This is a genomic window from Candidatus Tisiphia endosymbiont of Sialis lutaria (genome assembly GCF_964026535.1).
Classification (GTDB): domain Bacteria; phylum Pseudomonadota; class Alphaproteobacteria; order Rickettsiales; family Rickettsiaceae; genus Tisiphia.
In genome coordinates this window covers 758,795-781,399 of the sequence record NZ_OZ032153.1, presented here as the reverse complement: position 1 = coordinate 781,399, position 22,605 = coordinate 758,795, and the positions used below count along the sequence as shown (strand labels likewise).

Genomic DNA, 22,605 nt, shown 5'->3' with positions numbered 1-22,605 from the left:
AAGTATTATGGAAGAAAAGCCAACTAATAAGCCGACATTTACAGCAGAGCAACTTAAACAGCTCTTATCGCTACAAAATGATTTGATACACTCGAAAAAAACAAAGGGGGGTGTTCTATCACAAAAGATAGTAGTAGGTATTTCTAAGACAATTCAGAATACATTATATTATCTTGATCGTTTTGTTAATTTTGTTACCAAAAATAATGATGTTGATCGCAATGATGTAGTACAAACTGCTAGAGCTCCAATTCTCTTTGGAGTAGCTATAATAATCTGCTTTGTGTTAGTTGGAGGAATATGGGGAAGTTTTGCTCCTCTTGATAGTGCGGCTGGGGCATCGGGCGTTCTGGTAACATATAGTAATAAGCAAATAATTAATCACCAGGAGGGTGGAATTATAGCTAATATTTTTGTTAAACAAGGCGATAAAGTCAAGGCGGGTGATAAATTAATAAAGTTGGAAGATACAAAAATTAAATCGCAGTACGAAATTACTTTAAGCCAATATAGGCACGCTTTAGCAGCAGAAAGTCGCTTGATGGCTGAGAGAGATAATCAAGACAAAATTGAGTTTCCCAAATTATTAACAGATGCCATGGATCTACCTGAAGTAGCAAGGGTTATACATACTCAAGAAAGCTTATTTTATTCCAAAAAGGAAATGTATAAAAGTGAGAAAAATGCTTTGCATCAAAAGATCGAGCAATTAAATAAAAAAATTGAAGGTATGCAAGCTAGAAAGATTGCCAATGTCAAAAGTCTAGAAGTTATTAGGGATCGTTTAAAAGCAATAAATACATTACATGATAAAGGTTTTTCTAATAAAGCTGCTTTATTGGAAATTGAAGCTAAGGAAGCTAACTTTAAAAGTGAAATAGCTATGACAGAAAGTGACATTGCGGCTACTAAACATACTATTATAGAGTGTGAGATTAGTATTATTAACCTACAGAATAAATATACAAAGGATACTCTGACTGAATTAAAAGATGCTCAAGGACAAGTATCTCATCTAAAAGAGCAGTTTACTGCTTATAAGGACTCATTAAGTCGTACAGTTATTACGTCTCCTGTTGATGGTATTATCAATGTATTGCACTTTCATACAATAGGCGGAGTAATTCCTAACAACACTACTCCGATTGTAGAAATTTCTCCAACTAATGATACTTTGATAATAGAGGCAAAAGTTCCACAAAAAAACATAGATTCAGTACATGAAGGTTTGTTAGCAAAGATTCGCTTTAGTGCTTTTAAATCTAGAACAACACCATTATTTACTGGTAAAGTCGTTAGAATATCTCCTGACACTGTCCAAGACAGAACTCAAGCACAACAAACTCCAGAGACTTTTTACGTTGCTATAATTGAGATTGATATGGAGGAATTTAATAAGATTGCAAAAGCTAGAAAGTTAGAACTCCATCCTGGCATGCAGGTGGAAGTTCAAATTGTCACTGGCACAAGAACTCTTCTAAGATATCTACTTGATCCTATTACTGACACTATGTTCAGAGCATTTAAAGAAAAATGATAACCTTATATTACAGCCATTGTAAATAATCTTGAGTCCGAGTACTGGTCTTGCTAATTTACTATGGCTGAAATTTTTAAAAAAAAATATTCTAAAAACACTTAGTGCTTCTAACTTTTTACTATATTATTTAGATTTATAGTCAATTGATGAGAAGTTGGGGACGTCGTCACTCGTCGCTCGCCTATTACTTATAGGCGTCGCTCCATCGTTCCTAGCCCCAAATTCTCCTGAATTGACTATATTCGGAAACTTAACCATAATTATGTGTAATTATATATGACCATTATGTCTGATAATTGGATAAGAAAAATGTGTGTAAACCATGATATGATTACACCTTTTACTGATACACAAGTTAAATTAAATAACTCAGAGAGGATTATTTCTTATGGTTTATCGTCGTATGGTTATGATGCAAGAGTCTCAAAAGAATTCAAAATATTTACTAATATCAATTCGGCAATAGTTGATCCCAAGAATTTCACTGAATGCAGCTTGGTAGATAGAGAGGTTGATGTTTGTATTATTCCACCAAACAGTTTTGCTTTAGCAAGAACAATTGAATATTTTAAGATTCCAAGAGATGTATTAGTTATTTGTGTTGGTAAATCAACCTATGCAAGATGCGGTATAATTGTTAACGTAACACCATTAGAACCTGAATGGGAAGGACATGTAACATTAGAATTTTCTAATACTACTCCATTACCGGCAAAAATTTATGCTAATGAAGGAGCGTGTCAATTTTTATTTTTAAAAGGCGATCAAATTTGTAATACATCTTATGCTGATCGTCATGGGAAATATATGAAACAGCAAGGTGTTACCTTGCCAATAACTTAAAAATTTTAATATAAAAGGACTATTTGTTATGAACTCTAATCAACAAGAGATGCCACATATCGCTATTAACGCCCAATACATAAAGGATTTATCTTTTGAAAATCCAGATGCTCCAAAATCTTTAGTATCTTTGGAACGTAATCCACAAATTGATTTGTTCCTAGACCTTAATATTTCTAATTTACCTGAAGAAAACTTTTATGAGGTAGAATTAAGTATAGAAGCTAAAGCAATGAGTGAAAAACATAAGCTATTTATAGTAGACCTAAAATATGCAGGGGTTTTTAACCTGATTAATATAGCGAAAGATCAACACCAGATGATATTAGCAATTCACTGTCCAGCAATGATTTTCCCATTTGCCAGAAAAATTATTTCGGATGTAACGCAGGATGGAGGGTTCCAGCCATTGATGATTGATCCAATTGATTTTGGTGCTTTATATCACAAGAAAATGCGAGAAAGTGAAAATTAACTATAGCTATGTCAATACTATAAGTTTCCCTATATTGCTTTAGGTTAGCAAAAGCGGCTCCCCGCTAATAAGATTTTGTTGGAGAGCCGCTAGAGCTAAAACGATACTGTGGATAACGCTTTTTTATCTATTTAGCAATCTCTGTGATACCACATGTTGCATCAGTTGACCCAGCTACCATATTTATAATGTCAGGAGCTTTAAACAATATTATAACCCCAGTCACAATAACCAGTGCAACTTCCCATTTTAATTGTCCTCTGAGAGTTTGAATTCCTAGTACAACTATACCAATAACTGCTATACCACGAGCCGTATTTCCACGAAATATTTTAATCATATTACACAACACTGCACCTACTGGATCGGCACTAGAAGCCGCAAAAGCATCTGATGCCGCAATAATTACAGCAACGCTGCAAAGAACAAGCAGTAACCGCCAGGCAAAGTTACTATCAGATTGTTCCAAATATGGTCTATAAATATTCATATTTTACCTCGTTAAATGAATTATTTAAACATGCAGCTGATTCTATACTGTAGCCTTTTAAAATTCAAGGATTTAATATAAAGCGGAATATCTAATTAAAGAATTACTGAGGAATAAAGGTTTATGTGCTGTTTTAGCCATATATGGAGAGTAGTTTGTATAATTCTAAACGAGACTTATAGCCCATACCCTACAATTTTTATTCTATAAGTATTAAGCAGCATAAAAACGTCATTGCGAGGAGGCGTGAGCCTACGAAGCAATCCATATAGTCTTGATGTATCTATACTAATTCTCATGGATTGCTTCGTCGTGCTTTAGCACTCCTCGCAATGACGTTTGGGGTGCATATACGTCATTGCAAGACCATGTAATGGTCGAAGCAATCCATTTTAATCTTTTTTTTGATTGCTTCGTCGTTCTTCACTATTGCTCGCAATGACGTTTTTATGCTGTACCACTTGCTACCATTATACACATTTTTCTGCATCAGTGGCTGTACCAGCTACCATATTTATAATTTCAGGAGCTTTAAACAATATTATAACCCCAGTCACAATAACTAGTGCAACTTCCCATTTTAATTGTCCTCTGAGAGTTTGAATTCCTAGTACAACTATACCAATAACTGCTATACCACGAGCCGTATTTCCACGAAATATTTTAATCATATTACACAACACTGTACCTACTGGATCAGAAGTAGTATTACCACCACCAGCAGGAGGATCAGCAGCAAAAGCATCTGATACTGCAATAATTAGAGCAACGCTGCAAAGAACAAACAGCAAACGCCAGACAAAGTTACTATCAAATTGTTCCAAATATGGTTTATAAACATTCATATTTTACCTCATTAACGAATTATTAGACATGTCGTTGATTCTATATGCTAGCTTTTTACAATTCAAGGATTAATCTACGGATGGGGCTAATCTAGTTAAAGAATGGCTGAGAAATTAAGTCTTACGTGTTGTTTTAGTCGCAATTTCTACAAATTAGTTAATTTAAAAATTTATTTCCCAAGAACATATATAAAAGTGAATAAAAATAACCATACTACATCGACAAAATGCCAGTACCAAGCGGCAAATTCAAAACCTAAATGACCATTGCCTTTAACAAAATCACCTCTTCGTGCTCTATAATAACAAACAGTTAAGAATATAGTGCCAATTATTACATGAACACCATGAAAACCGGTTGCTAAATAAAAATTAGAAGAATAGATACCGTCTTTAAATTTAAAAGTTGCATGATGATATTCGTAAGCTTGCATTAAACTAAAAAATATCCCCAATATTATGGTCAAACCAAGAGCTGTTACACAATCTTTCTGATTATTTTCCTCAACAGCATAATGTGCCCATGTTACTGTTGTACCAGATAATAAAAGAATCAATGTATTAATAAAAGGGATGTCAAAAGGATCAAATGTTTGAATAGATGCAGGAGGCCATATACCAGGCTTTACTACCCATACACCATCTAGCAATCCTACAGGAAAAAGACTTGCGTTAAAAAAGGATCCAAAAAATGCTGCAAAAAACATTATCTCTGACAAGATAAATAATGCCATACCTATCCTTAAGCCAATTCTTACTGGCTCAGTATGATGTTTTCCAATTAATCCCTCTTTAATTACATCTCTCCACCAGGAAGATAAACAAAAAATCACCGAAAGAATACCGACTCCAAAAACATATGTTCCAAATCGATATTGATGCATAAACATTATGCTACCAATAGCTAAAAGCAATAAGGCAAATGCAGTCAGAATGGGCCAAGGGCTGGGATCGACAAGATGGAATGGATGCTGTTTTCCTGGTACAGAAACAAAACTATTATTTTTAATAGACCCATGTAACATAAATTAAAGACTCATAAACAATTTATTGCTTGGTATATTCTATGCTATCTTCTATAAATATCAACAATAGTCTTTTGGTACTTAGCGATTCTATAGTGAATTAACTTGAATTAGCAACGTTATAAATCCGATTATAGTCAATTCAGGGGAATTTGGGGCTAGGAGCGATACCTATAAGTAATAGGCGAGCATTGAGCGACAACGTCCCCAACTTCTCATCAATTGACTATATCGTTATGCAGCGAGTTTATCCTTCAATACTTCAATTAATTTATTAATTGCCTCATCAGGATTTATGTTTTCAAGAATAGCAAGTTCCCCAGCGAGTCTATTTAATGCTGATTCATAAATTGTTCTTTCACTATAAGACCTATCACTATCAACGTTTTTGTAGAGATCTCGCACCACTTCTGCCACAGCTACTATATTGCCAGAATTTATTTTACTTTCATATTCTTGTGCTCTTCTACTCCACATCCTATTACCTTGCTTAGCTTTACCTTGAAGTGTTGAGTATATTATAGTCAGGTCAGTTTTGCTAACAAGTTTTCTAAGACCCGAAATAGTTGCTCTATTTACAGGTACTTTTAGAATCATTTTGTCTTGGGGAAACGATATTACATAAACTCTAATATCAGTACCAGCTATCACTTGCTGTTCTACATTTATTATCTCTCCAACTCCATGAGATGGATATACAATTCTTTCTCCTACTTTAAATTCAGATGATGTTGACATGCTTACTCCTTATCCATTATAAAAACTTAGATTATAGTCAACTGAATTAACTATTAGTTCTTTTGCAAACTCACTATACTAAAGATGATAACACAACATTGATTATAACATATTTTGGAAAAATAATAAAGTAGAAGTTATAAAATTTAAAGATGCCGCCATTGAATATAGTTTATTATATTTTCTTAACTATTAAACTTGCATTAGTTCCACCAAAGCCAAATGAGTTAGAAAGTACGTAATTAATTTTTGCCTTTCTAGCTTCTAAAGGAACTAAGTCTATTTTTACTTCTGGTATCGGTTTATGTAAATTTAGAGTTGGTGGAGCAATTTGATCCTGTATGGCAAGAATTGAGTATATTAACTCTACGCTACCAGTTGCTCCGAGCAAATGACCGATAGATGATTTCGTTGACGACATAAGAACTTTCGGGTTGGCATCCAAAAATAATCTTTGGACAGCTAGCAACTCAATAGTATCACCAACCTGGGTAGAAGTCCCGTGGGCATTGATATAATCAATAATACTTGCATCAATTTTTGCATCTTTAAGAGCATTAAACATAGCTTTATAAGCACCTCTTCCATCAGGGTGAGGGGAAGTCATATGATAAGCATCTCCAGTAGAACCATATCCAACAATTTCAGCATAAATCTTAGCATTTCTACTAATAGCATGCTCATATTCTTCCAGTACTACAACTCCAGCTCCTTCCCCCATTATAAATCCATCACGTTCTTGATCCCAGGGTCTTGATGCAGTTTCAGGGGTAGAATTATATTTAGTAGATAACGCCCTTGCAGCAACGAATCCCGCCACTCCAACCGGAGTAACCGGTGCTTCAGCTCCGCCAGCAATCATAACATCCACATTACCATATTGAATCATCCGCGTAGCATCTCCTATGGCATGAGTCCCAGTGGAGCAGGCTGTTGCTACTGCTTGATTTGGCCCAGTAAATCCGTATTTAGTGGAAACATGACCTGAAAGGAGATTGATTAAGGAGGCTGGAATAAAAAATGGACTAACTTTGCCATTATTTTCTTTATGAAACTTTACTGACGTCTCTTCGATCATCTTAAGTCCACCGATTCCTGAACCGAGTATTAAACCTGTTCTATCTCCTGATAATTCATCTTGTACTTGCCATCCACTATCCTCGATTGCTTCAGTAGCTGCTGCGATACCATACTGGATGAATAAATCCATCTTATGTACATTACGAGGGTCAATAGATTTTTCCGGATTAAAGCCGCTATCAGTTGAATGATCCACAATACCAGCTATTTTACAAGCAAGGTTAGAAGTATCAAATCCGGTAATTGCCTTAATACCGCTACGCCCCTCTATGATACCATTCCAAGAGGGTTTCACCCCAACTCCCAGTGGGGTGACTAATCCAATACCAGTTATAACGACTCTTCTAGTTGACATAATTATAGCTTATGATTAATTTTTTTTATGATGTATTACGTATTGTATAAGGTCAGCAACGGTTAGAATTTTACTAGCATCATCATCTGGTATATCGCATTTATACTTTGCTTCTATTGCCATCATTAATTCAACTATATCTAAACTATCTGCTTTGAGATCCTCAACAAATCTAGATTCAGGGGTGATTAAATCTTTTTTTACTTTTAATGTATTAGCAACGATTTCAATAATATCTTGTTCGATAGTATCTTGATCGACAGTATTTTGTGCAATATTTTCATCCATAGTTAGAACCTCATAACATAAATTAAATTTCGAATAAATCGATACAACAATTTCAAACTTCTAGCATAAAAATATATTTTATGCCAGTGGAAAATAAACAAGATTTTAGCATTGCCTATAAATCTCAGCATTTAAAGGGATATAATATTATTAATTTTATTCTTTACAATATTAATAAACCAAATTACATACGCCTTTTCTTAATAATAGAGATAATAATGCCAAGAGACAAAAGAATAATTGTCATAGCCAGTGTAGTATAAGATGGAATATCAATAACATGTTCAGCGAATATTTTTATACCAATAAATATTAATATTAATGCTAGCGAATATTTTATATAACTAAATTGCTTAACAACATTAGCTAAGCATAAGAATAAGGCACGCAGACCTAATATGGCAAAAATATTAGAAGTATAAATTATATAAGGATCCTTAGTGATAGCAAATATTGCTGGTATACTATCAATGGCAAACACAATATCCATAACTTCTATCATTATTAATGATGCAAAAAGAGGAGTAATGCTGATACCTTTGCTAGTTTTAACAAAAAATTTGTAACCCGAGATTTTGGGGGTAATGCTAAAGTATTTTTGTAGAATTCTATAAATAGACGATTCTTGCACTTTTAAATTTTTATTTGATAGATAAAAAGTTTTTATACCTGTAGTTATAAGAATAATTGCAAAAACATATAATAACCAAGAAAATTTTGAGATAACAATGACCCCTAAATATATAATTATAGCTCTAGACACTATGACACCTAGAATTCCCAAAAATAATATTCGATGTTGATAGATCAAGGGAATAGAAAAAAACTGGAAAATCATTAAAATAATAAAAATATTATCCAATGACATGGCTTTTTCTATAAAAAAACAAGTGTAATATTCTTGGGCTTTTTCTCTTCCCATATCAAAGAAAATAAAAACACCAAAAAGGCATGCTATAATTAAGTAAAAAAGGCTAAAATAAATGGTTTGGCGAAAGGTTAATACCTTATTTTCTTTGTTAGCAAAACCAAGATCATAGATTAATAAACCTACAATCACTATACAAAAAACAATCCACGTCAAAGTCTCCTCCTATAAGCTATTATAGTTATTCCAAATTTGGTTATATCTATAATATAACAGATTTTTTTGCTCCACTAATAGCTGTTTTCATTATTTTTACGGTATTGCTTATTTTTTCATTTCCTAACTTAGTAACTCACCTTACGCATAAACCCCATGACAATTTAAAAATTTCGGAAAAGTACAAAGCGTCATTGCGAGCGAACGTACGTGAGCGTGGCAATCCACATATATATTGCTTCGTCGCCACTAAAGTGGCTTCTCGCAATGACGCTGATGCAATGACGCCAAGCTATTTTCTATATGACTTTTAAATGCCATGCGTAAGGTGAGTATAATATTAAGCATTACCCATTCGTGAAGTAAAGTGCGATTCTTTGATACCAAGATTTTGCAAGGCATTATGCCACTTATGCTCTGGACGACCAGAAAAAATAAAATCTTTATCACAATCTGTTATTATCCACAAATTATCCTTAATCTCTGCTTCAAGCTGCCCTGCTTTCCAAGAAGTATAGCCAATAATAAATAAACTATTTTTAGGACCATTACCAGAAGCAATATCATGAGGGATTTGAGGATTAGAACTAACTGCTAAATGATTTTGAAACTTCAATAATAAATTCTCATTATAGTCATCAGAATGTAAGAAAAAACCACGATCATGCTCAACTGGTCCTCCCAAATAGATAGGCATCATAATATTACCTACCTGATCATCAGATATTTTAAAGAACGATTTTATTTCTATATGATTCACTAAATTATTGAAAATTAAGCCCATCGCTCCCTCTGCTGTATGAGATAGCATATAAACAAGTGATTTATTAAATATACCATCAAGCATATAAGGAGTAGCTATCAAAACCTTACCAGACAAATTATCAAAAATTTTATTGTTTTCATTCATAATATTTATTGTATTGTTAAATTTATTTAGTCTATATATTATATTAATATACTAGCTTTTAGATACATATAGTGTTAAATTATACCTATTCAATAAAAATTTTAAAAGACTTTCGATTGACTTATCTAGGAAGTCTAATTAAATATACTCTATACCTGTGCTAAACCTAAAGTAATTTTTTAAAAAGTCTAATGTTTACTTGGTTTGATATAACAATACTGGCAATTATTACTGCTTCCTCAATGCTCGGAGCTTATAGGGGATTAGCAAAAGTTACTATTAGCTTACTTGGCTTTATATTTTCAATTATTCTTGCCTATTACTTATCTTCATATATTAATGAGGTCATTAGTCGATATTTTATTAACCATATTGCGTTAGCAATTAGCTCTGGGAGTATCTCCTATATTATATCTTGGAGTGTATGCTCTTTCTTAACCCATAAATTTCTTTTGATGATTGCCTTTATAAGTGGCGGAGTCGTTGATAGAACTCTGGGTCTAGGCGTTGGCGTATTTAGAGGTATGATTATTTGTTTATTCCTATTTCTAGTCCTAACAATTTTCTTTTCTGGCAGTTATCTACAAGCAAAAACGCTAAAAGATGTTATGCAAAATACTACTATTGATAAATATCCAGAATGGCTTAAAGAATCCACGACTACTCCCTATCTAGATCAGTTAAGTAAGAATTTTATAAAAACTCTACCACAAAATAGTTTAGAATCCATTAAATTACCCATAAAATCAGAGATTATTGATACTACAAATGTCTTAAAAAAGTCACAACCTAATGAATATCCTGATAAAGTAGAAAAACTTCCTGAAGAACTCAGGCAAGAACTTGATGAAGTATTGTCGCAAGAATTAGAAAAAGATGACTAATTAATTATATTTTGCAACCAAAAAGAGCCGAATATAGAGTTACTTTAGTTATTGCAGGTGGTCTCCCAGGAGGCTATAGTCAATACAGGAGGATTGGATAGTAGGAGCGATGGAGCGACGCATAAGCGTTAGTTTAAGAAAATAATAATTGAAAAACCGTCATTGCGAGGAGACCGTAAGGTCGACGAAGCAATCCAGAAAAGTGATTAAAAATGGATTGCCACGCCACCTACGGTGGCTCGCAATTACGACTTTTCTACTTTATTTTCTTAAACTGACGCCTATAAGTAATAGGTGAGCATTGAGCGATGACGTCACCAATTTCTCCTCAATTGACTATACCTACGATAGCGAAATTTTTACAGCAATATATTAATTTATGAAATCATATACCTTTAAAGAACATTTTTTAGAGCTAAAAGCTAGATTTTTACGAGTGTTTGCTGCATTCATTATTGGTTTTATTATTTGTTATTATTTTAGCAGTGAGATATATAATATTTTATTAGAACCCCTTGCAGAATTAAGTCATGCTAATATAAGAAGAGTGATCTATACTGGTCTTACTGAGGCATTCTTTACTTACATAAAACTTGCGGCTTTTGTTTCTTTTATCATGATTATACCAATTATTAGCATAGAATGTTTTTTGTTTATAAAACCTGGACTATATTCACATGAGAAAAAATATGCGGCTTTTATCCTCTTTATGGCACCTATTTTGTTTTGGTGTGGGGGTGTCTTTGTTTTTTACTTTGTTATGCCGCGTGCATGGCAATTTTTTTTGAGCTTTGAAGATCATAATGTCGTTATTCCACTAATTCTAGAAGCTAGAGTTAGCGAATATTTAAATTTAGTAATTCAGCTAATTATTGCTTTTGGTATAGCCTTTCAATTGCCTATTATTATGCTAATATTAAATTTATTAAAAATATTAACAGCAAAAGACTTAGTGAACAAGAGAAGATGGTCTATAATAATTATTTTTGTTATTGCTGGTATTTTGACTCCACCAGATGTACTTAGCCAATTTGCCCTTGCAATACCAATGCTTTTATTATATGAAACTTCAGTTATTATGTGTAAATTTGTAGAAAACCGAGGAAATTAGATGTTAGATATAAAATGGATTAGGGAAAATAAACAGGAATTTGATGATTTACTTATCAAAAGAGGGATTGCCCCAATGTCCGATAAAATTACTAAACTAGATGAAAACAAGCGTCAGTTAACTAATCTCATTCAACAATTCCAGCATGCAAGAAAGAAAAAATCTAAATCTTTAGGTAATATGCCTAACAAGACTAGTAAGGAATTTGAAGAACTAAAGCGTGATGTGGATCATATAAATGAAAAATTAGAAGAACTGACTCTAAAATTAAATAGTAATCATCAGCTCAACGATATGCTGGAAGTACTGCCAAATCTTCCTGAGGATGACGTACCATACGGTACTGATGGAAGTATGAATAAACTGATTAGAACAGTTGGAGATATTACCACCAAAGCATCCCCAGTAATAGCTAAGCAGCATTTTGAGCTTGGTGAGAGTTTAGGGATGATGGATTTTGTACGTACTGCGAAAATGTCTGGTAGTAGATTTGTCACTCTCAAAGGAGATTTAGCAAAGCTAGAGCGAGCATTGATTAATTTTATGATTGATACTCATACTGAGGAATTTGGTTTTATTGAATTATCTCCTCCATCTTTAGTACGACCAATTGCTATGTATAATAGTGGTCAATTGCCAAAATTTGCAGAAGATTCGTTTGAAACGGTGAATAATTACAGGCTAATTCCAACAGGCGAAGTACCTCTTGTTAATATGGTATCTGATACTATAATAGCTAGAGAAGAATTACCTATACGTTATGTTGCTTATACCCCCTGTTACAGATCAGAATCTGGGAGTAGTGGTAAGGATACTAGAGGTATGATACGTATGCATCAATTTGGTAAAGTTGAATTGGTCACAATAACTACTGTAGAAGAGTCTAAATGTGAACATGAGTATATCACTAATGCTGCTGAGACTATTCTAAAAAAACTTGATTTACCATATAGAGTTATGTTGCTTTGTACTGGGGATATGGGGTTTACTGCTCAGAAAACCTATGATTTGGAAGTATGGTTGCCAGGTCAGAATTTATATCGTGAAATTTCAAGCTGTTCTAATTGTGGAGATTTCCAAGCTAGAAGGATGAAAGCTAGATATAAAGAATTTGGTAGCAACGACACTACTTTTGCTCATACGTTAAATGGTTCTGGTTTACCAATTGGTAGAACAATAATTGCAATTCTAGAAAATTACCAGAATGCAGATGGCTCAATAACGGTTCCAGATGTTTTAGTGAGTTATATGGGTGGGTTAGAGCGAATTCATGCTACTAAATGTTAAGTATGAGAGATTAAGATAGTTATGTTACTCACCTTACGCATGACATTTGAAAGTCATATAGAAAATAGCTTGGCGTCATTACGGGAAGCTACTTTAGTAGCGACGAAGCAATCTAATGAATGTGGATTGCTTCGTCCACTACGTGGTCTCGCAATGACGTTCCGAAACTTTTAAATTGTCATAGGGTTTATGCGTAAGGTAAGTTATGTTAAAAACAAAAGAATATAAGTAATATATGTTTATTTAATAGGTATCATTGGTGTTCAAAATAACTAGCAATTCGAGGAAAATTGATAAGGATTTGTATAATAATTCTGCAGAGAATTTCATTCCAATTGCTTGTCATTATAATGAAAATACTTTGTTAACTAAGAATGGGGAATTGCTTCAAACTATCCAAATAAATGGTATTAATGCAGAAAATATTAGTGATAAGTTATTCAATTTACGGGAGGTAGTGCGTAATGCTATCAAGAAAAATGTTCATAATAAAAGTTTTGCATTCTGGATACATACGGTACGGCGTAAGACAAATTTAGATGACACAACTCCGTACAATAAATTGTTACCAGCTAATATTCACAATCTATGGCAACAAAAGAATTATTGGGATGATAAATTTGTTAATACTTTATATATTTCAATAATTTATGATTCTGATAACATTAAAGTTAAAGACTTAAACTCTTTAATAACTTCTTTGTCTTTCGATAAACTTATCAATTACCAAAATAACTACTTAGATAGTGTTTTTAAAATACTAAATAGTACTGTTGATACAATACTTTTGGATTTGCAAGGTTTTGGTGCAGTAAAGTTAGGAATAAGATTTGAAAGAGAGGAATCTTACTCTGATCTGATGTTTTTATATCGCAGAATAGTCCATCTTAACGAGGAATATTGTTTAGTGCCGATTGCCAATTTATCTAATGCTTTAGCCTCTAATCAATATGCAGTTGGTAATGATAAGATTGAAGTAATAAGTCAACATGGTAAAAAATTTGCATCCATTATTTCAATAAAGGAATATCAAGAAGTATCATCGGATGCCCTTGATGGATTCCTACAATTACCTGTAGAATTAATAGCAACAGAAATATTTTATTTCGTTGATAAAAAAGAAGTATCTAAAGCATTTGAAGAACAGGCCTATATTTTACAAGTTAGTAAGGATGCTAAGCTTGCTGAGATTACAGGAATAGATAAGATAATGAATCTTGATGCTTCAATTCCAAACCAATTTTGTAAACAACAAATTTCCATTGCTATTATAGGATCGGACTTGAACAAATTGGATCAATCAATTGCCCAGGCATCTAGGGAACTTGCTAAAATTGGAATTGTTCATGTACGAGAAGATATAAACTTAGAATCGACATTTTGGGCACAACTTCCAGGCAACTTTTCCTATATTAGAAGGTTAGCCCCAACAATTATTGAAAATACAGCTGCCTTAGCTTCATTACATAATTTTCCAACTGGAAGCCAAAATAACATATGGGGTAAAGCGGTAACTTTGCTTAGAACGGAAAAAGGAACGCCTTACTTTATGAATTTTCATGCTAAAAGTAATAATAGAGGAAATGTTTGTATTTTTGGTACAGCTAACACTGGCAAGACCGTATTAACAAATTTTTTGATTTCTGAAGCTACTAAGTATAAGCCAACAATATTGTATCTTTCCAACAATAATGATTCAAAGATTTTTGTTGAATCAATTGAAGGGCAGTGGATTGAAAAGGAAAAAAATCTAATAAATCCATTTATACTAGATGATACTCTAGAATCAAGAAATTTTATTGTTGAATTTCTTAAAATAATTTGTAATCATTCTTTTTATCCTCTAACCGAAATTGAATTAGCTTTTCTAGAAATCTTTGCCGATAAAATTCATAGTTTAGATAATAAGGATCGTAATTTTTCATCCATTTTAAAAATAATCGATTTTTCAATAGAAGGTGGAGAGTTAATTAAACTAAAATTAACAGATTATGCAGAAGGCGGATTATATGATAGTATATTTGATAGTGATAAATTTCCTTTATCCGAAGGTAATATAATAGGATTTAATTTATATTCTTTTTCTGAAAAATCCTTTATTAAACGTTTTTATCCAACAGATAGAAAACTTTTAGAAGCATTCTCAATGAATTTAACTAAGCATAATAGTTTATGTGTAGGGTTAATATATGCTTTTAATTATCATTTAACTATTACAGGGAAGAGTCCAAAAATATTAGTAATAGATAGTCTTGATTCCTTGTATAGACCAGAAAATTTTGATAACATATCAGAAATGATTTCTGATAGATTAATGAAAAATAATGGGATCATGGTTAGTAATTTTAATTTTAGTTATTTGCAATCGATAAAAACTAGGGTGTTACAGAATTGGCTAGACTTGACAGACACTAAAATTATTTTACCATCAGAAATAAAATTGCAATATTTAGAGCAAATTTTAGGGTTAAATGAATCAGAAATAAAGAAATTATCGAAATTTACAATTACTTCTAGAATGTTCTTAATAAACCAAGACGATCAATCTATTGCTGTGGAATTAAGTATAGGAAGCTTAATTGGTATTATCAAGATTTTATCCTGTAGAGCTGAGGAATTAAAAATATATCAAAAAATATTACAACAATATCCAGGACATCCTGATAATTGGATTAATCCTTTGTATATGGCATTAAATCGTATTTAGTTGAAAGAGGAATTTGGTGCTAAAAAAATATTATCTAGTATTTTTCTTGTTGATTTACTCAAGCAATAGTTGTGCATCTTGGGAAGCAGTTGGGGAATGTCTAAAGAATCCTTGCAATTGTGGCTACACTACGATAGATGAAATATGGAATAAAACAATCAAAAGAACAATAAAGCCAAACCCTCTATGTCCACCATGGAATAGACGGGATGGACGTGATGTAGATAATTGCTTGGTTCAATTTGATCCTCCTGAGAATTGGATTGGATTTTATCTACAGCATTGTGCAGAACGTACAAAAGAAAGCTCTTATTTTGCCCCAAAGATTCGTATAAGAACTCAAAGTTGTAATGCATTTGCCTGCTGGAATCAATCCACTACTTTAAATTGGGATGGTGAATGTGTAGTATGGCCTGGGGCTTATGCCTTACCTTTACTCAGAATTTGTGCTAGAATTGCCGTTCCGGAAGTAGCACCAACTCATCTTAACAAAAAAGGAACGCCAGCAGATCCTGGTTATACTCGTGGAAAACACTTGAATGATGTTGGTTTTACAGAAGATGACGAATTATTTATGGGAGATGATGGAAAACCACTTAAATTTGATAGACCAAAGTTATGTGCATATAGTGATCCTGGTTTAGTAAATCTGGTTTCAGCTACCGGAGTTCACTTAGATCCGCTGGACTGGAACCCAGTAAGACAACCTCTTCATAAAACAGATGAGTTACACCCTCTGGCAAAAGTTCTAAAATTTTTAATAGACATTAAGTCTAATCTAACTATGTCAGCACTATTAGGTAAGTTATTAGATATAATGGGTGCTGAAAATACCCCTGGTCTTGATGTTATAAAAGAAATGGTTAAATGGATAGGATATATTCTTGAGCAAGGATGGATATATACAGCGGCAGGAACTATAGTAGAAGCATTGGGCAAACTAAATAACACTGTTGATAACTACCAATTTGGTTGTGTTGAATTACCATTTGGTCCTTTCCCGCCACCATATTGCCCTAAATTAGCCCCATTAGTTATTACCCCCACTACCCAATCTGTATGCAGTAAGAAGAATGAAAACGGTTTATTTGTTCAATCTTCAGATGCCCCATGTGTAGTATCTAAATTAAGGAATAATCTTATTCATAATGTCGTGCGTATTAGTTTAGACAATATGGTACCTCTTTGTAAAAAGGAAGGAAATCTTACAAAAACCGATAAATGTGTAGTAATAAACAATCTTGGTGAATTTTCTTCAGCCAAAAGGATGCATATTGCTACCGCTCAACGTGATGCAATAAAAAAATGTTCAGTTGGTGATACAACACCTTGCGTTAACACAAAAATTGACTTTAAATGTAGCATTACTGAAAATGGTTGTGAAGATGGCTTTAGAATAGTTTACGCACAAAAAATAGGCAATCACTCTACACCAAGTAGTTACTATGTTGATGATTTACCTGATTGTAACAGCACGAAGGCAGAGGATAAAGATAAAACTACTTGTCAAGAAATATGGGGGATCAATATTGGTGAGTTTATCGATGCTAATATTGAATTTCCTAAGCTACAAAATCAGGATGATAACAATTTATTAAAACTACAAAAACTCTTTGATCTCAACGATAATAATGACAAGAAGCGGTCTTTTGCTGTGTCAATTGTTAGAAATACTTTTTTAGATACTGATTTAGAACCTAGTTTTCGTCGTGACCCAAAATCTATTTGTGTAATAGAAGGAGATCAGCTAATTGGCTGTGAAAAAAGAGTAACAGATGGCTACCAAATCTTAACCCAAAAATGTGGGGTAATTCCTGAGGTGATTTGCCCTAATAATAGCTATTATACCCCTCAATTTGTTGCGTCAATCCAAGTGTTAGACAAAGAAGGGAAAGTGGTTGATTTAACTAGCACTGTTGTTACTCCATTGTCGATATATTCAACTGAGAAACAAAAGACAGAAGAAATAATAAATTTAGCAGGATATAATTTTACTTCCTTCATGGCATATATTTCTAATACCCCACCAGTTACATATACTGCTATGCCGTTTTCTGGAAAAAAATCTATGAATCCTTTAACAATATATGGTGAATACAAAAACGACAAGGCTCCTTACGATACTGAAGGAAAACTTATTACAGATGCGGTATATTTGAAAGGTCTTGAATATATAAATGGTAAATATCTGCAAGGAGCAACGCATGGTTGTTTACAATTAAAAGATATAGAAAAATGTATTCCTGGAGTAAATAATACTAATTGCGTGCTAGCAAAACTACTTGAATCAGATACCATTGATTGCTTAAAATTCAAGGAAAAAAGCACCCAATATCAAAACTTTCTTCCTCTATGTAAAAATATTACTAATTGTAACTCTAAAGAGACTGTGGAGGGTATTACAATTTATCAATGTGATAGAGTGCATTGTTATGTAAATAATCGTAAACAAGGTGTCGAAGTATGTAAAGTCTCTGTAGATACTGATAATAGAGTTTATCCACCCTCATCACAAGGATATCCGATAAATACCGGACAACATTACAATTTTGCCTCTAAGGAAAAGGACTATCCTATATACGATCAGAAGACTACTGCAATCCGAGATAAAACATCCCAGGAATTGGGTCTTTGCATCGCAATTGATGCCCCTAAATGCAAAGCAATTTCTACCCCGACTGATATTAGTGGTAATGCAACATGGAGGTCTAATAACATAAGTGATCCAGATACAGAAATAGGTCACTTGGCACAAGGTACTTGCAAGGATGGTTGGGTATTAATTGATCCGAATAAACCACTGCAGCGTTATTGCCTATTAAATATAGCTACTAAAAGCGTTGGTTTTGAAGCCTTATCGGAGGGAGTTGGTTGTAAAGAGAATAATGGTCTTAGTTTCAAATATACAAATGACTTTAAAAGTAATTTTCCTGTAAAAAATAGCTATGATACTTCAACTAAAATTGGCACTTTGGTACTTGGTGGTTCATACAATTCTACAGCCTATCTAATAAATACATTAAATTGGGCAAATTATGAGATTGATGTTCCCAATACTAATATGCTAACCTCTTTCACAATAGGTGGGGCTGATTCGTATTATGATGATTACTTAATGATTAAAGTCAATGATAAAATTATTTATACTGGTCCCCCTAATCATGAGTTTAAGGATATAGAATGTAGAGATTATCAAGCTGACAAATGTGTTGTTTACATTTCTAAAACTGGTAAAAAAGAAGATTTTGCGGAAGCTCCTGATATATATAAATCTACTAAGTTGCCGCAACTTGATCTGATGCCACATTTACGGAATGGTAAGAATAATATTAAGATTTATGTTGGAGTTGTTGGTGGAGGGGTTTTGAATCTTACTATTAAATACCAATTAAAAAAATTACAATAGCAAATTTTGAGAGTATATAGCCAATTCAGGAGGACTGGGTAGTATAGTCAATTGATGAGAAGTTGGGGACGTCGTCGCTCAATGCTTGCCTATTATTTATAGGCGTCGCTCCATCGCTCCTAGCCCCCAAATTCTCCTGAATTGACTATATTTAAAGCTCTGCAAGAACCTTGATTATCTAGTACTACAGTTGTAGATTGAATGTGAGTGTTCACGATTTTTTTGCTATTTTTTTGTGATGAATAAAAAAACCTGATCACCAAGCGTCATTGCGAGGAGACCGTAAGGTCAACGAAGCAATCCATTTCTAATCACTTTTCTGGATTGCTTCGTCGGTCTGGCAACCTCCTCGCAATGACATCTTATACTTTAACCTTTTTTCCGTGAACACTCACATTCAATCTACAACTGTAGTACTAGTATAAGTGTAATATTTTGTAACATAATGTAACTTGCATATAATCTGTTAAGGTATTAAAATAGCTTGAATTTCTAAAATAGAAGTAGAACTTATCAATGCAAGTATCAATACTAAACCCTGCAAGTTGTTATGGGGTAGGCGTTCATTCAGGTAACATTACTCAGTTGACTTTAAGACCAGCTGCAGAAAATACTGGCATTGTTTTTGTCAGGACTGATGTGCGGCAAGAAATAAATTTTATTCAAGCTAGTTGTTTGAATGTCTCAGAGACTTCTTTCTCTACTACCATAAAAAATGAACATAATATTTCCGTTTCAACTATAGAGCATTTAATGGCAGCTCTTTGGGGATGTGGAATTGATAATTTAATAATTGAAATCGATGGTTCTGAAGTACCAATAATGGATGGTAGCAGTAAAGCTTTTGTTTTTATGATAGAATGTGCTGGGCGACAATTACAAAATGCTCCAAAAAAATACCTAAAAATCTTAAAAGAAATTAGGGCAATTCACAAAGATTGCGAGTTAGTGTGTAGCCCTGCTCATAGCATGACAGTTGATATGACAATAGATTTTGCTAGTAAAGCTATTGGCAAGCAAAATTTACTCTTCTCAGAAAATGAATCTTTTAAAAATAATATTGCTGATGCTAGAACTTTTGGATTTATCCATGAACTTGAATATTTAAAAAGTAAAGGGCTGGCACGTGGGGCATCTCTCGATAACGCTATAGGTATAGATCAAGATATTATAATAAATCATGATGGACTTAGATATACTGATGAATTCGTGCGGCATAAACTTCTTGATCTATTCGGAGATTTATATACTACAGGAGGGCATCTAATAGCTAACATCACTGGTTATAAAACCAGCCATGCTCTGAACAATCAATTTTTACGACAAGTATTTAGTGATCCTACTGCCTATCAATGGGTTAGTAATAGAGAAATTTAGGCTTGCAGCAGTTCAGGTTTAATATATGGCTAGTAAAGAAAATATAAAGCTCAAGGGATTAGAGAAACAAATTCGACAATTAAAGAAGCAAGTTCAACCGGTAATAGATGCGCATAGTGCAACATCTTTTAAAACTGGCTTGGTATCTAATACTACAGTTGTAGTTTAGATGTGAGCATTCACGATTTTTTTGCTATTTTTTTTGTGATGAATAAAAAAACCTGATCACCAAGCGTCATTGCGAGGAGACCGTAAGGTCAACGAAGCAATCCATTTCTAATCACTTTCCTGGATTGCTTCGTCGGTCTGGCAACCTCCTCGCAATGACATCTTATACTTTAACCTTTTTTCCGTGAACACTCACATTCAATCTACAACTGTAGTACTAGAATAACTACTGGTAAGTATTCTTGATATCACGATAAGAACTAATAATACGCAAAATTTGTAGCGGTTTGGTTCGTAAGAAGATGAGTTAAATATTAACTTGGGTTAGCTATAAAAAAATAATTATTTTTCTAAAAACTATTAGTGTTGGTATGTTTATGGTTTATAATGCTATTATTATGGAGGAAAATATATGAAAGAATTTGATTTAATAGTGATTGGTGGTGGTCCGGCTGGTTATACAGGAGCAATAAGAGCAGCCCAGTTGGGTATGAAGGTTGCCTGTATAGAGAAAAGGGTGACGCTTGGTGGTACTTGCCTAAATGTTGGCTGTATTCCTTCCAAAGTATTACTAAATTTTTCGGAGAAATATCATGAAGTATTGAACCATTGTGCCGATATTGGCATTATGACCTCAGCCAAACTTGATTTACAGAAAATGATGACTAAAAAAAGTCAGGTAGTATCAGACTTATGCAAAGGCATAGAAGGTTTGTTTGTAAAAAATAAAATCACTAAATTTACTGGAAGTGCCAAGTTTATTTCAGCCAATCTTGTAGAAATTACTAACGATGCATCAGTTGAACAAATATCGGCTAAGAATATTTTAATTGCTACTGGCTCTGATATTATTGAAATGCCCAATATTACTGTTGATGAGGAATATATAGTGTCATCAACAGGAGCCTTGAGTCTTGCTAAAGTTCTGGAAACTATGGTAGTAATTGGTGGGGGTTATATCGGTTTAGAGCTTGGTTCGGTATGGAACAGGCTTGGCTCCAAAGTAACGGTTATTGAATATGCTGAAAGTATTGTGCCAGCTTTAGATAAAGAAATTATCAGTCAATTTACCAAAATCCTACAAAAACAATCTATTGAATTGCGATTAAACACTAAGGTGATATCTGCTGAGAAAAAAGCAGGAAAAGTTATTTTAAATATACAACAAACAACTGACTCCTCAGTGCAGCAAATTAGTGCTGATATAGTGCTAGTAGCCGTTGGTAGAAAAGCCCATACAACAAATTTAGGTCTAGATAAATTAGCAATTCAAACGGACAAACAAAATAGAATTACGGTTAATGATCAGTTCCAAACAATAATTCCTAATATTTATGCTGTCGGTGATGTAATTGCTGGACCTATGCTCGCTCATAAAGCAGAAGAGGAAGCTGTTGCTGCCGTTGAAATTATGGCAGGTTTAGCAGGTCATGTTAATTACAACCTTATTCCAAGTGTCATCTACACTTATCCAGAAGTGGCAAGTGTTGGCTTAACAGAGGAGCAATTAAAAGAAGCTAAGATTGAGTACAAGGTCGGCAAATTTCCATTTTTGGCAAATAGTCGAGCGAGAAGCACAGGTTGTACTGATGGGATGGTAAAAATATTGGCTGATAGCGTAACGGATAAAGTACTTGGAGCGCATATTATAGGCCCTTCAGCTGGTACTATGATTGCAGAGCTTGTAGCATTTATGGAATTTGGTGCTTCTTCAGAAGATATAGCAAGAACTTGTCATGCCCATCCTACCTTAAGTGAAGCCATAAAGGAAGCAGCTTTGGCTGTAGATAGGAGGGCTATTAATTTTTAGGAAGTTTTATATATATAATTATATTTTGAGCTATTTTCGACGAGAATAAATATGATTCTTGCAGGAATAGTATAGCTATTTCAAAAGAATCATGTTTATTCGCAACCAAAAAGAGCCAAATATAGAATTACTTTAGTTATTGCAGGTAGCCTCCTAAACTTACCTGCTTGTTGAGGATTAGA

General features: G+C 33.4%; 20 protein-coding genes and 1 pseudogene. 12 read left to right on the top strand and 9 right to left on the bottom strand.

The genetic code is table 11. The features are described 5' to 3' along the window. Positions 1-7: 7 nt before the first annotated feature. Complete coding sequence (locus tag AAGD20_RS03820) at positions 8-1,537, top strand: HlyD family type I secretion periplasmic adaptor subunit (RefSeq protein WP_341748540.1); 1,530 nt, start codon at positions 8-10, stop codon at positions 1,535-1,537. Between the two features lie 126 nt (positions 1,538-1,663). Here the strand turns inward: AAGD20_RS03820 and AAGD20_RS03815 are convergent, their stop codons facing one another. Further along, positions 1,664-1,798 carry a palindromic element RPE2 domain-containing protein gene (locus AAGD20_RS03815; protein ID WP_341748539.1) on the bottom strand — a complete coding sequence of 45 codons (135 nt, stop codon included), beginning with the start codon at positions 1,796-1,798 and terminating at the stop codon, positions 1,664-1,666. 18 nt (positions 1,799-1,816) lie between these two features. Between AAGD20_RS03815 and dcd the strand changes: the two genes are divergently transcribed. After that, the gene (gene dcd / locus AAGD20_RS03810) at positions 1,817-2,383 is read left to right on the top strand and encodes a dCTP deaminase (RefSeq protein WP_094648860.1); all 567 of its coding nucleotides are present in this window, start codon (positions 1,817-1,819) and stop codon (positions 2,381-2,383) included. A 28-nt stretch (positions 2,384-2,411) separates the two neighbouring features. Beyond that, the gene (gene secB, locus AAGD20_RS03805) at positions 2,412-2,858 is read left to right on the top strand and encodes a protein-export chaperone SecB (RefSeq protein WP_341748538.1); all 447 of its coding nucleotides are present in this window, start codon (positions 2,412-2,414) and stop codon (positions 2,856-2,858) included. A gap of 127 nt (positions 2,859-2,985) precedes the next feature. Here secB and AAGD20_RS03800 read toward each other — a convergent pair whose 3' ends face one another. The 3 genes from AAGD20_RS03800 to AAGD20_RS03790 form a co-directional block, all read right to left on the bottom strand. Beyond that, positions 2,986-3,348, bottom strand: coding sequence for a TrbC/VirB2 family protein (locus tag AAGD20_RS03800; protein WP_341748537.1), 363 nt, complete (start codon positions 3,346-3,348; stop codon positions 2,986-2,988). Positions 3,349-3,818: 470 nt separating this feature from the next. Next, positions 3,819-4,193: a TrbC/VirB2 family protein gene (locus AAGD20_RS03795; protein WP_094648862.1), complete on the bottom strand. Its 375-nt coding sequence runs from the start codon at positions 4,191-4,193 to the stop codon at positions 3,819-3,821. Between the two features lie 170 nt (positions 4,194-4,363). Continuing rightward, positions 4,364-5,218, bottom strand: coding sequence for a cytochrome c oxidase subunit 3 (locus AAGD20_RS03790; protein ID WP_341748536.1), 855 nt, complete (start codon positions 5,216-5,218; stop codon positions 4,364-4,366). Between the two features lie 152 nt (positions 5,219-5,370). Between AAGD20_RS03790 and AAGD20_RS03785 the strand changes: the two genes are divergently transcribed. Next, a complete protein-coding gene (locus AAGD20_RS03785; RefSeq protein ID WP_275656722.1) occupies positions 5,371-5,496 on the top strand; it encodes a hypothetical protein in 126 nt (41 codons plus the stop codon). On the opposite strand, the gene AAGD20_RS03780 is transcribed toward AAGD20_RS03785, so the two are convergent. The 5 genes from AAGD20_RS03780 to AAGD20_RS03760 all read right to left on the bottom strand — a co-directional run bounded on the left by AAGD20_RS03780 (position 5,453) and on the right by AAGD20_RS03760 (position 9,673). Then, entirely contained in the window at positions 5,453-5,956 is a 504-nt protein-coding gene (locus AAGD20_RS03780) for a CarD family transcriptional regulator (protein WP_094648864.1), read from the bottom strand. The genes AAGD20_RS03785 and AAGD20_RS03780 overlap by 44 nt on opposite strands. A gap of 175 nt (positions 5,957-6,131) precedes the next feature. Beyond that, positions 6,132-7,391: a beta-ketoacyl-ACP synthase II gene (fabF, locus tag AAGD20_RS03775; RefSeq protein ID WP_341748535.1), complete on the bottom strand. Its 1,260-nt coding sequence runs from the start codon at positions 7,389-7,391 to the stop codon at positions 6,132-6,134. Positions 7,392-7,406: 15 nt separating this feature from the next. After that, positions 7,407-7,679 (bottom strand): acyl carrier protein, encoded by a 273-nt coding sequence (gene acpP / locus AAGD20_RS03770; RefSeq protein WP_094648866.1) that lies wholly within the window; start codon positions 7,677-7,679, stop codon positions 7,407-7,409. 184 nt (positions 7,680-7,863) lie between these two features. Then, positions 7,864-8,763, bottom strand: coding sequence for a TerC/Alx family metal homeostasis membrane protein (locus AAGD20_RS03765; RefSeq protein ID WP_341748534.1), 900 nt, complete (start codon positions 8,761-8,763; stop codon positions 7,864-7,866). A 340-nt stretch (positions 8,764-9,103) separates the two neighbouring features. After that, complete coding sequence (locus tag AAGD20_RS03760) at positions 9,104-9,673, bottom strand: YqgE/AlgH family protein (protein ID WP_341748533.1); 570 nt, start codon at positions 9,671-9,673, stop codon at positions 9,104-9,106. 191 nt (positions 9,674-9,864) lie between these two features. Here AAGD20_RS03760 and AAGD20_RS03755 point away from each other — a divergent pair, with 191 nt between their 5' ends. The 8 genes and pseudogenes from AAGD20_RS03755 (at position 9,865) to lpdA (ending at position 22,423) form a co-directional block, all read left to right on the top strand. After that, positions 9,865-10,557 (top strand): CvpA family protein, encoded by a 693-nt coding sequence (locus tag AAGD20_RS03755; protein ID WP_094648869.1) that lies wholly within the window; start codon positions 9,865-9,867, stop codon positions 10,555-10,557. Positions 10,558-10,936: 379 nt separating this feature from the next. Further along, positions 10,937-11,691: pseudogene (tatC, locus tag AAGD20_RS03750) on the top strand (twin-arginine translocase subunit TatC). Beyond that, positions 11,669-12,955 carry a serine--tRNA ligase gene (gene serS, locus AAGD20_RS03745; RefSeq protein ID WP_341748532.1) on the top strand — a complete coding sequence of 429 codons (1,287 nt, stop codon included), beginning with the start codon at positions 11,669-11,671 and terminating at the stop codon, positions 12,953-12,955. The pseudogene tatC and the gene serS overlap by 23 nt, the downstream one beginning before the upstream one ends. A 268-nt stretch (positions 12,956-13,223) precedes the next feature. Further along, on the top strand, positions 13,224-15,662 hold the full coding sequence (locus AAGD20_RS03740) for a VirB4 family type IV secretion/conjugal transfer ATPase (protein ID WP_341749443.1): 2,439 nt from the start codon (positions 13,224-13,226) through the stop codon (positions 15,660-15,662). Between the two features lie 16 nt (positions 15,663-15,678). Next, entirely contained in the window at positions 15,679-19,068 is a 3,390-nt protein-coding gene (locus AAGD20_RS03735; RefSeq protein WP_341748531.1) for a hypothetical protein, read from the top strand. A gap of 516 nt (positions 19,069-19,584) precedes the next feature. Continuing rightward, a complete protein-coding gene (lpxC, locus tag AAGD20_RS03730; RefSeq protein WP_341748530.1) occupies positions 19,585-20,445 on the top strand; it encodes a UDP-3-O-acyl-N-acetylglucosamine deacetylase in 861 nt (286 codons plus the stop codon). Between the two features lie 25 nt (positions 20,446-20,470). Continuing rightward, a complete protein-coding gene (locus AAGD20_RS03725; RefSeq protein ID WP_157905645.1) occupies positions 20,471-20,614 on the top strand; it encodes a hypothetical protein in 144 nt (47 codons plus the stop codon). A 411-nt stretch (positions 20,615-21,025) separates the two neighbouring features. Next, on the top strand, positions 21,026-22,423 hold the full coding sequence (lpdA, locus tag AAGD20_RS03720; RefSeq protein WP_341748529.1) for a dihydrolipoyl dehydrogenase: 1,398 nt from the start codon (positions 21,026-21,028) through the stop codon (positions 22,421-22,423). Positions 22,424-22,605: the final 182 nt, after the last annotated feature.

Bases quoted from the DNA above. Each gene is read 5' to 3' on its own strand.
- dcd (WP_094648860.1), top strand. From the start codon at position 1,817: ATGACCATTATGTCTGATAATTGGATAAGAAAAATGTGTGTAAACCAT.
- lpdA (WP_341748529.1), top strand. From the start codon at position 21,026: ATGAAAGAATTTGATTTAATAGTGATTGGTGGTGGTCCGGCTGGTTAT.
- AAGD20_RS03755 (WP_094648869.1), top strand. From the start codon at position 9,865: ATGTTTACTTGGTTTGATATAACAATACTGGCAATTATTACTGCTTCC.
- fabF (WP_341748535.1), bottom strand. From the start codon at position 7,391: ATGTCAACTAGAAGAGTCGTTATAACTGGTATTGGATTAGTCACCCCA.
- secB (WP_341748538.1), top strand. From the start codon at position 2,412: ATGAACTCTAATCAACAAGAGATGCCACATATCGCTATTAACGCCCAA.
- serS (WP_341748532.1), top strand. From the start codon at position 11,669: ATGTTAGATATAAAATGGATTAGGGAAAATAAACAGGAATTTGATGAT.
- acpP (WP_094648866.1), bottom strand. From the start codon at position 7,679: ATGGATGAAAATATTGCACAAAATACTGTCGATCAAGATACTATCGAA.
- AAGD20_RS03795 (WP_094648862.1), bottom strand. From the start codon at position 4,193: ATGAATGTTTATAAACCATATTTGGAACAATTTGATAGTAACTTTGTC.
- AAGD20_RS03790 (WP_341748536.1), bottom strand. From the start codon at position 5,218: ATGTTACATGGGTCTATTAAAAATAATAGTTTTGTTTCTGTACCAGGA.
- AAGD20_RS03815 (WP_341748539.1), bottom strand. From the start codon at position 1,798: ATGGTTAAGTTTCCGAATATAGTCAATTCAGGAGAATTTGGGGCTAGG.
- AAGD20_RS03820 (WP_341748540.1), top strand. From the start codon at position 8: ATGGAAGAAAAGCCAACTAATAAGCCGACATTTACAGCAGAGCAACTT.
- lpxC (WP_341748530.1), top strand. From the start codon at position 19,585: ATGCAAGTATCAATACTAAACCCTGCAAGTTGTTATGGGGTAGGCGTT.
- AAGD20_RS03760 (WP_341748533.1), bottom strand. From the start codon at position 9,673: ATGAATGAAAACAATAAAATTTTTGATAATTTGTCTGGTAAGGTTTTG.
- AAGD20_RS03800 (WP_341748537.1), bottom strand. From the start codon at position 3,348: ATGAATATTTATAGACCATATTTGGAACAATCTGATAGTAACTTTGCC.
- AAGD20_RS03780 (WP_094648864.1), bottom strand. From the start codon at position 5,956: ATGTCAACATCATCTGAATTTAAAGTAGGAGAAAGAATTGTATATCCA.
- AAGD20_RS03725 (WP_157905645.1), top strand. From the start codon at position 20,471: ATGGCTAGTAAAGAAAATATAAAGCTCAAGGGATTAGAGAAACAAATT.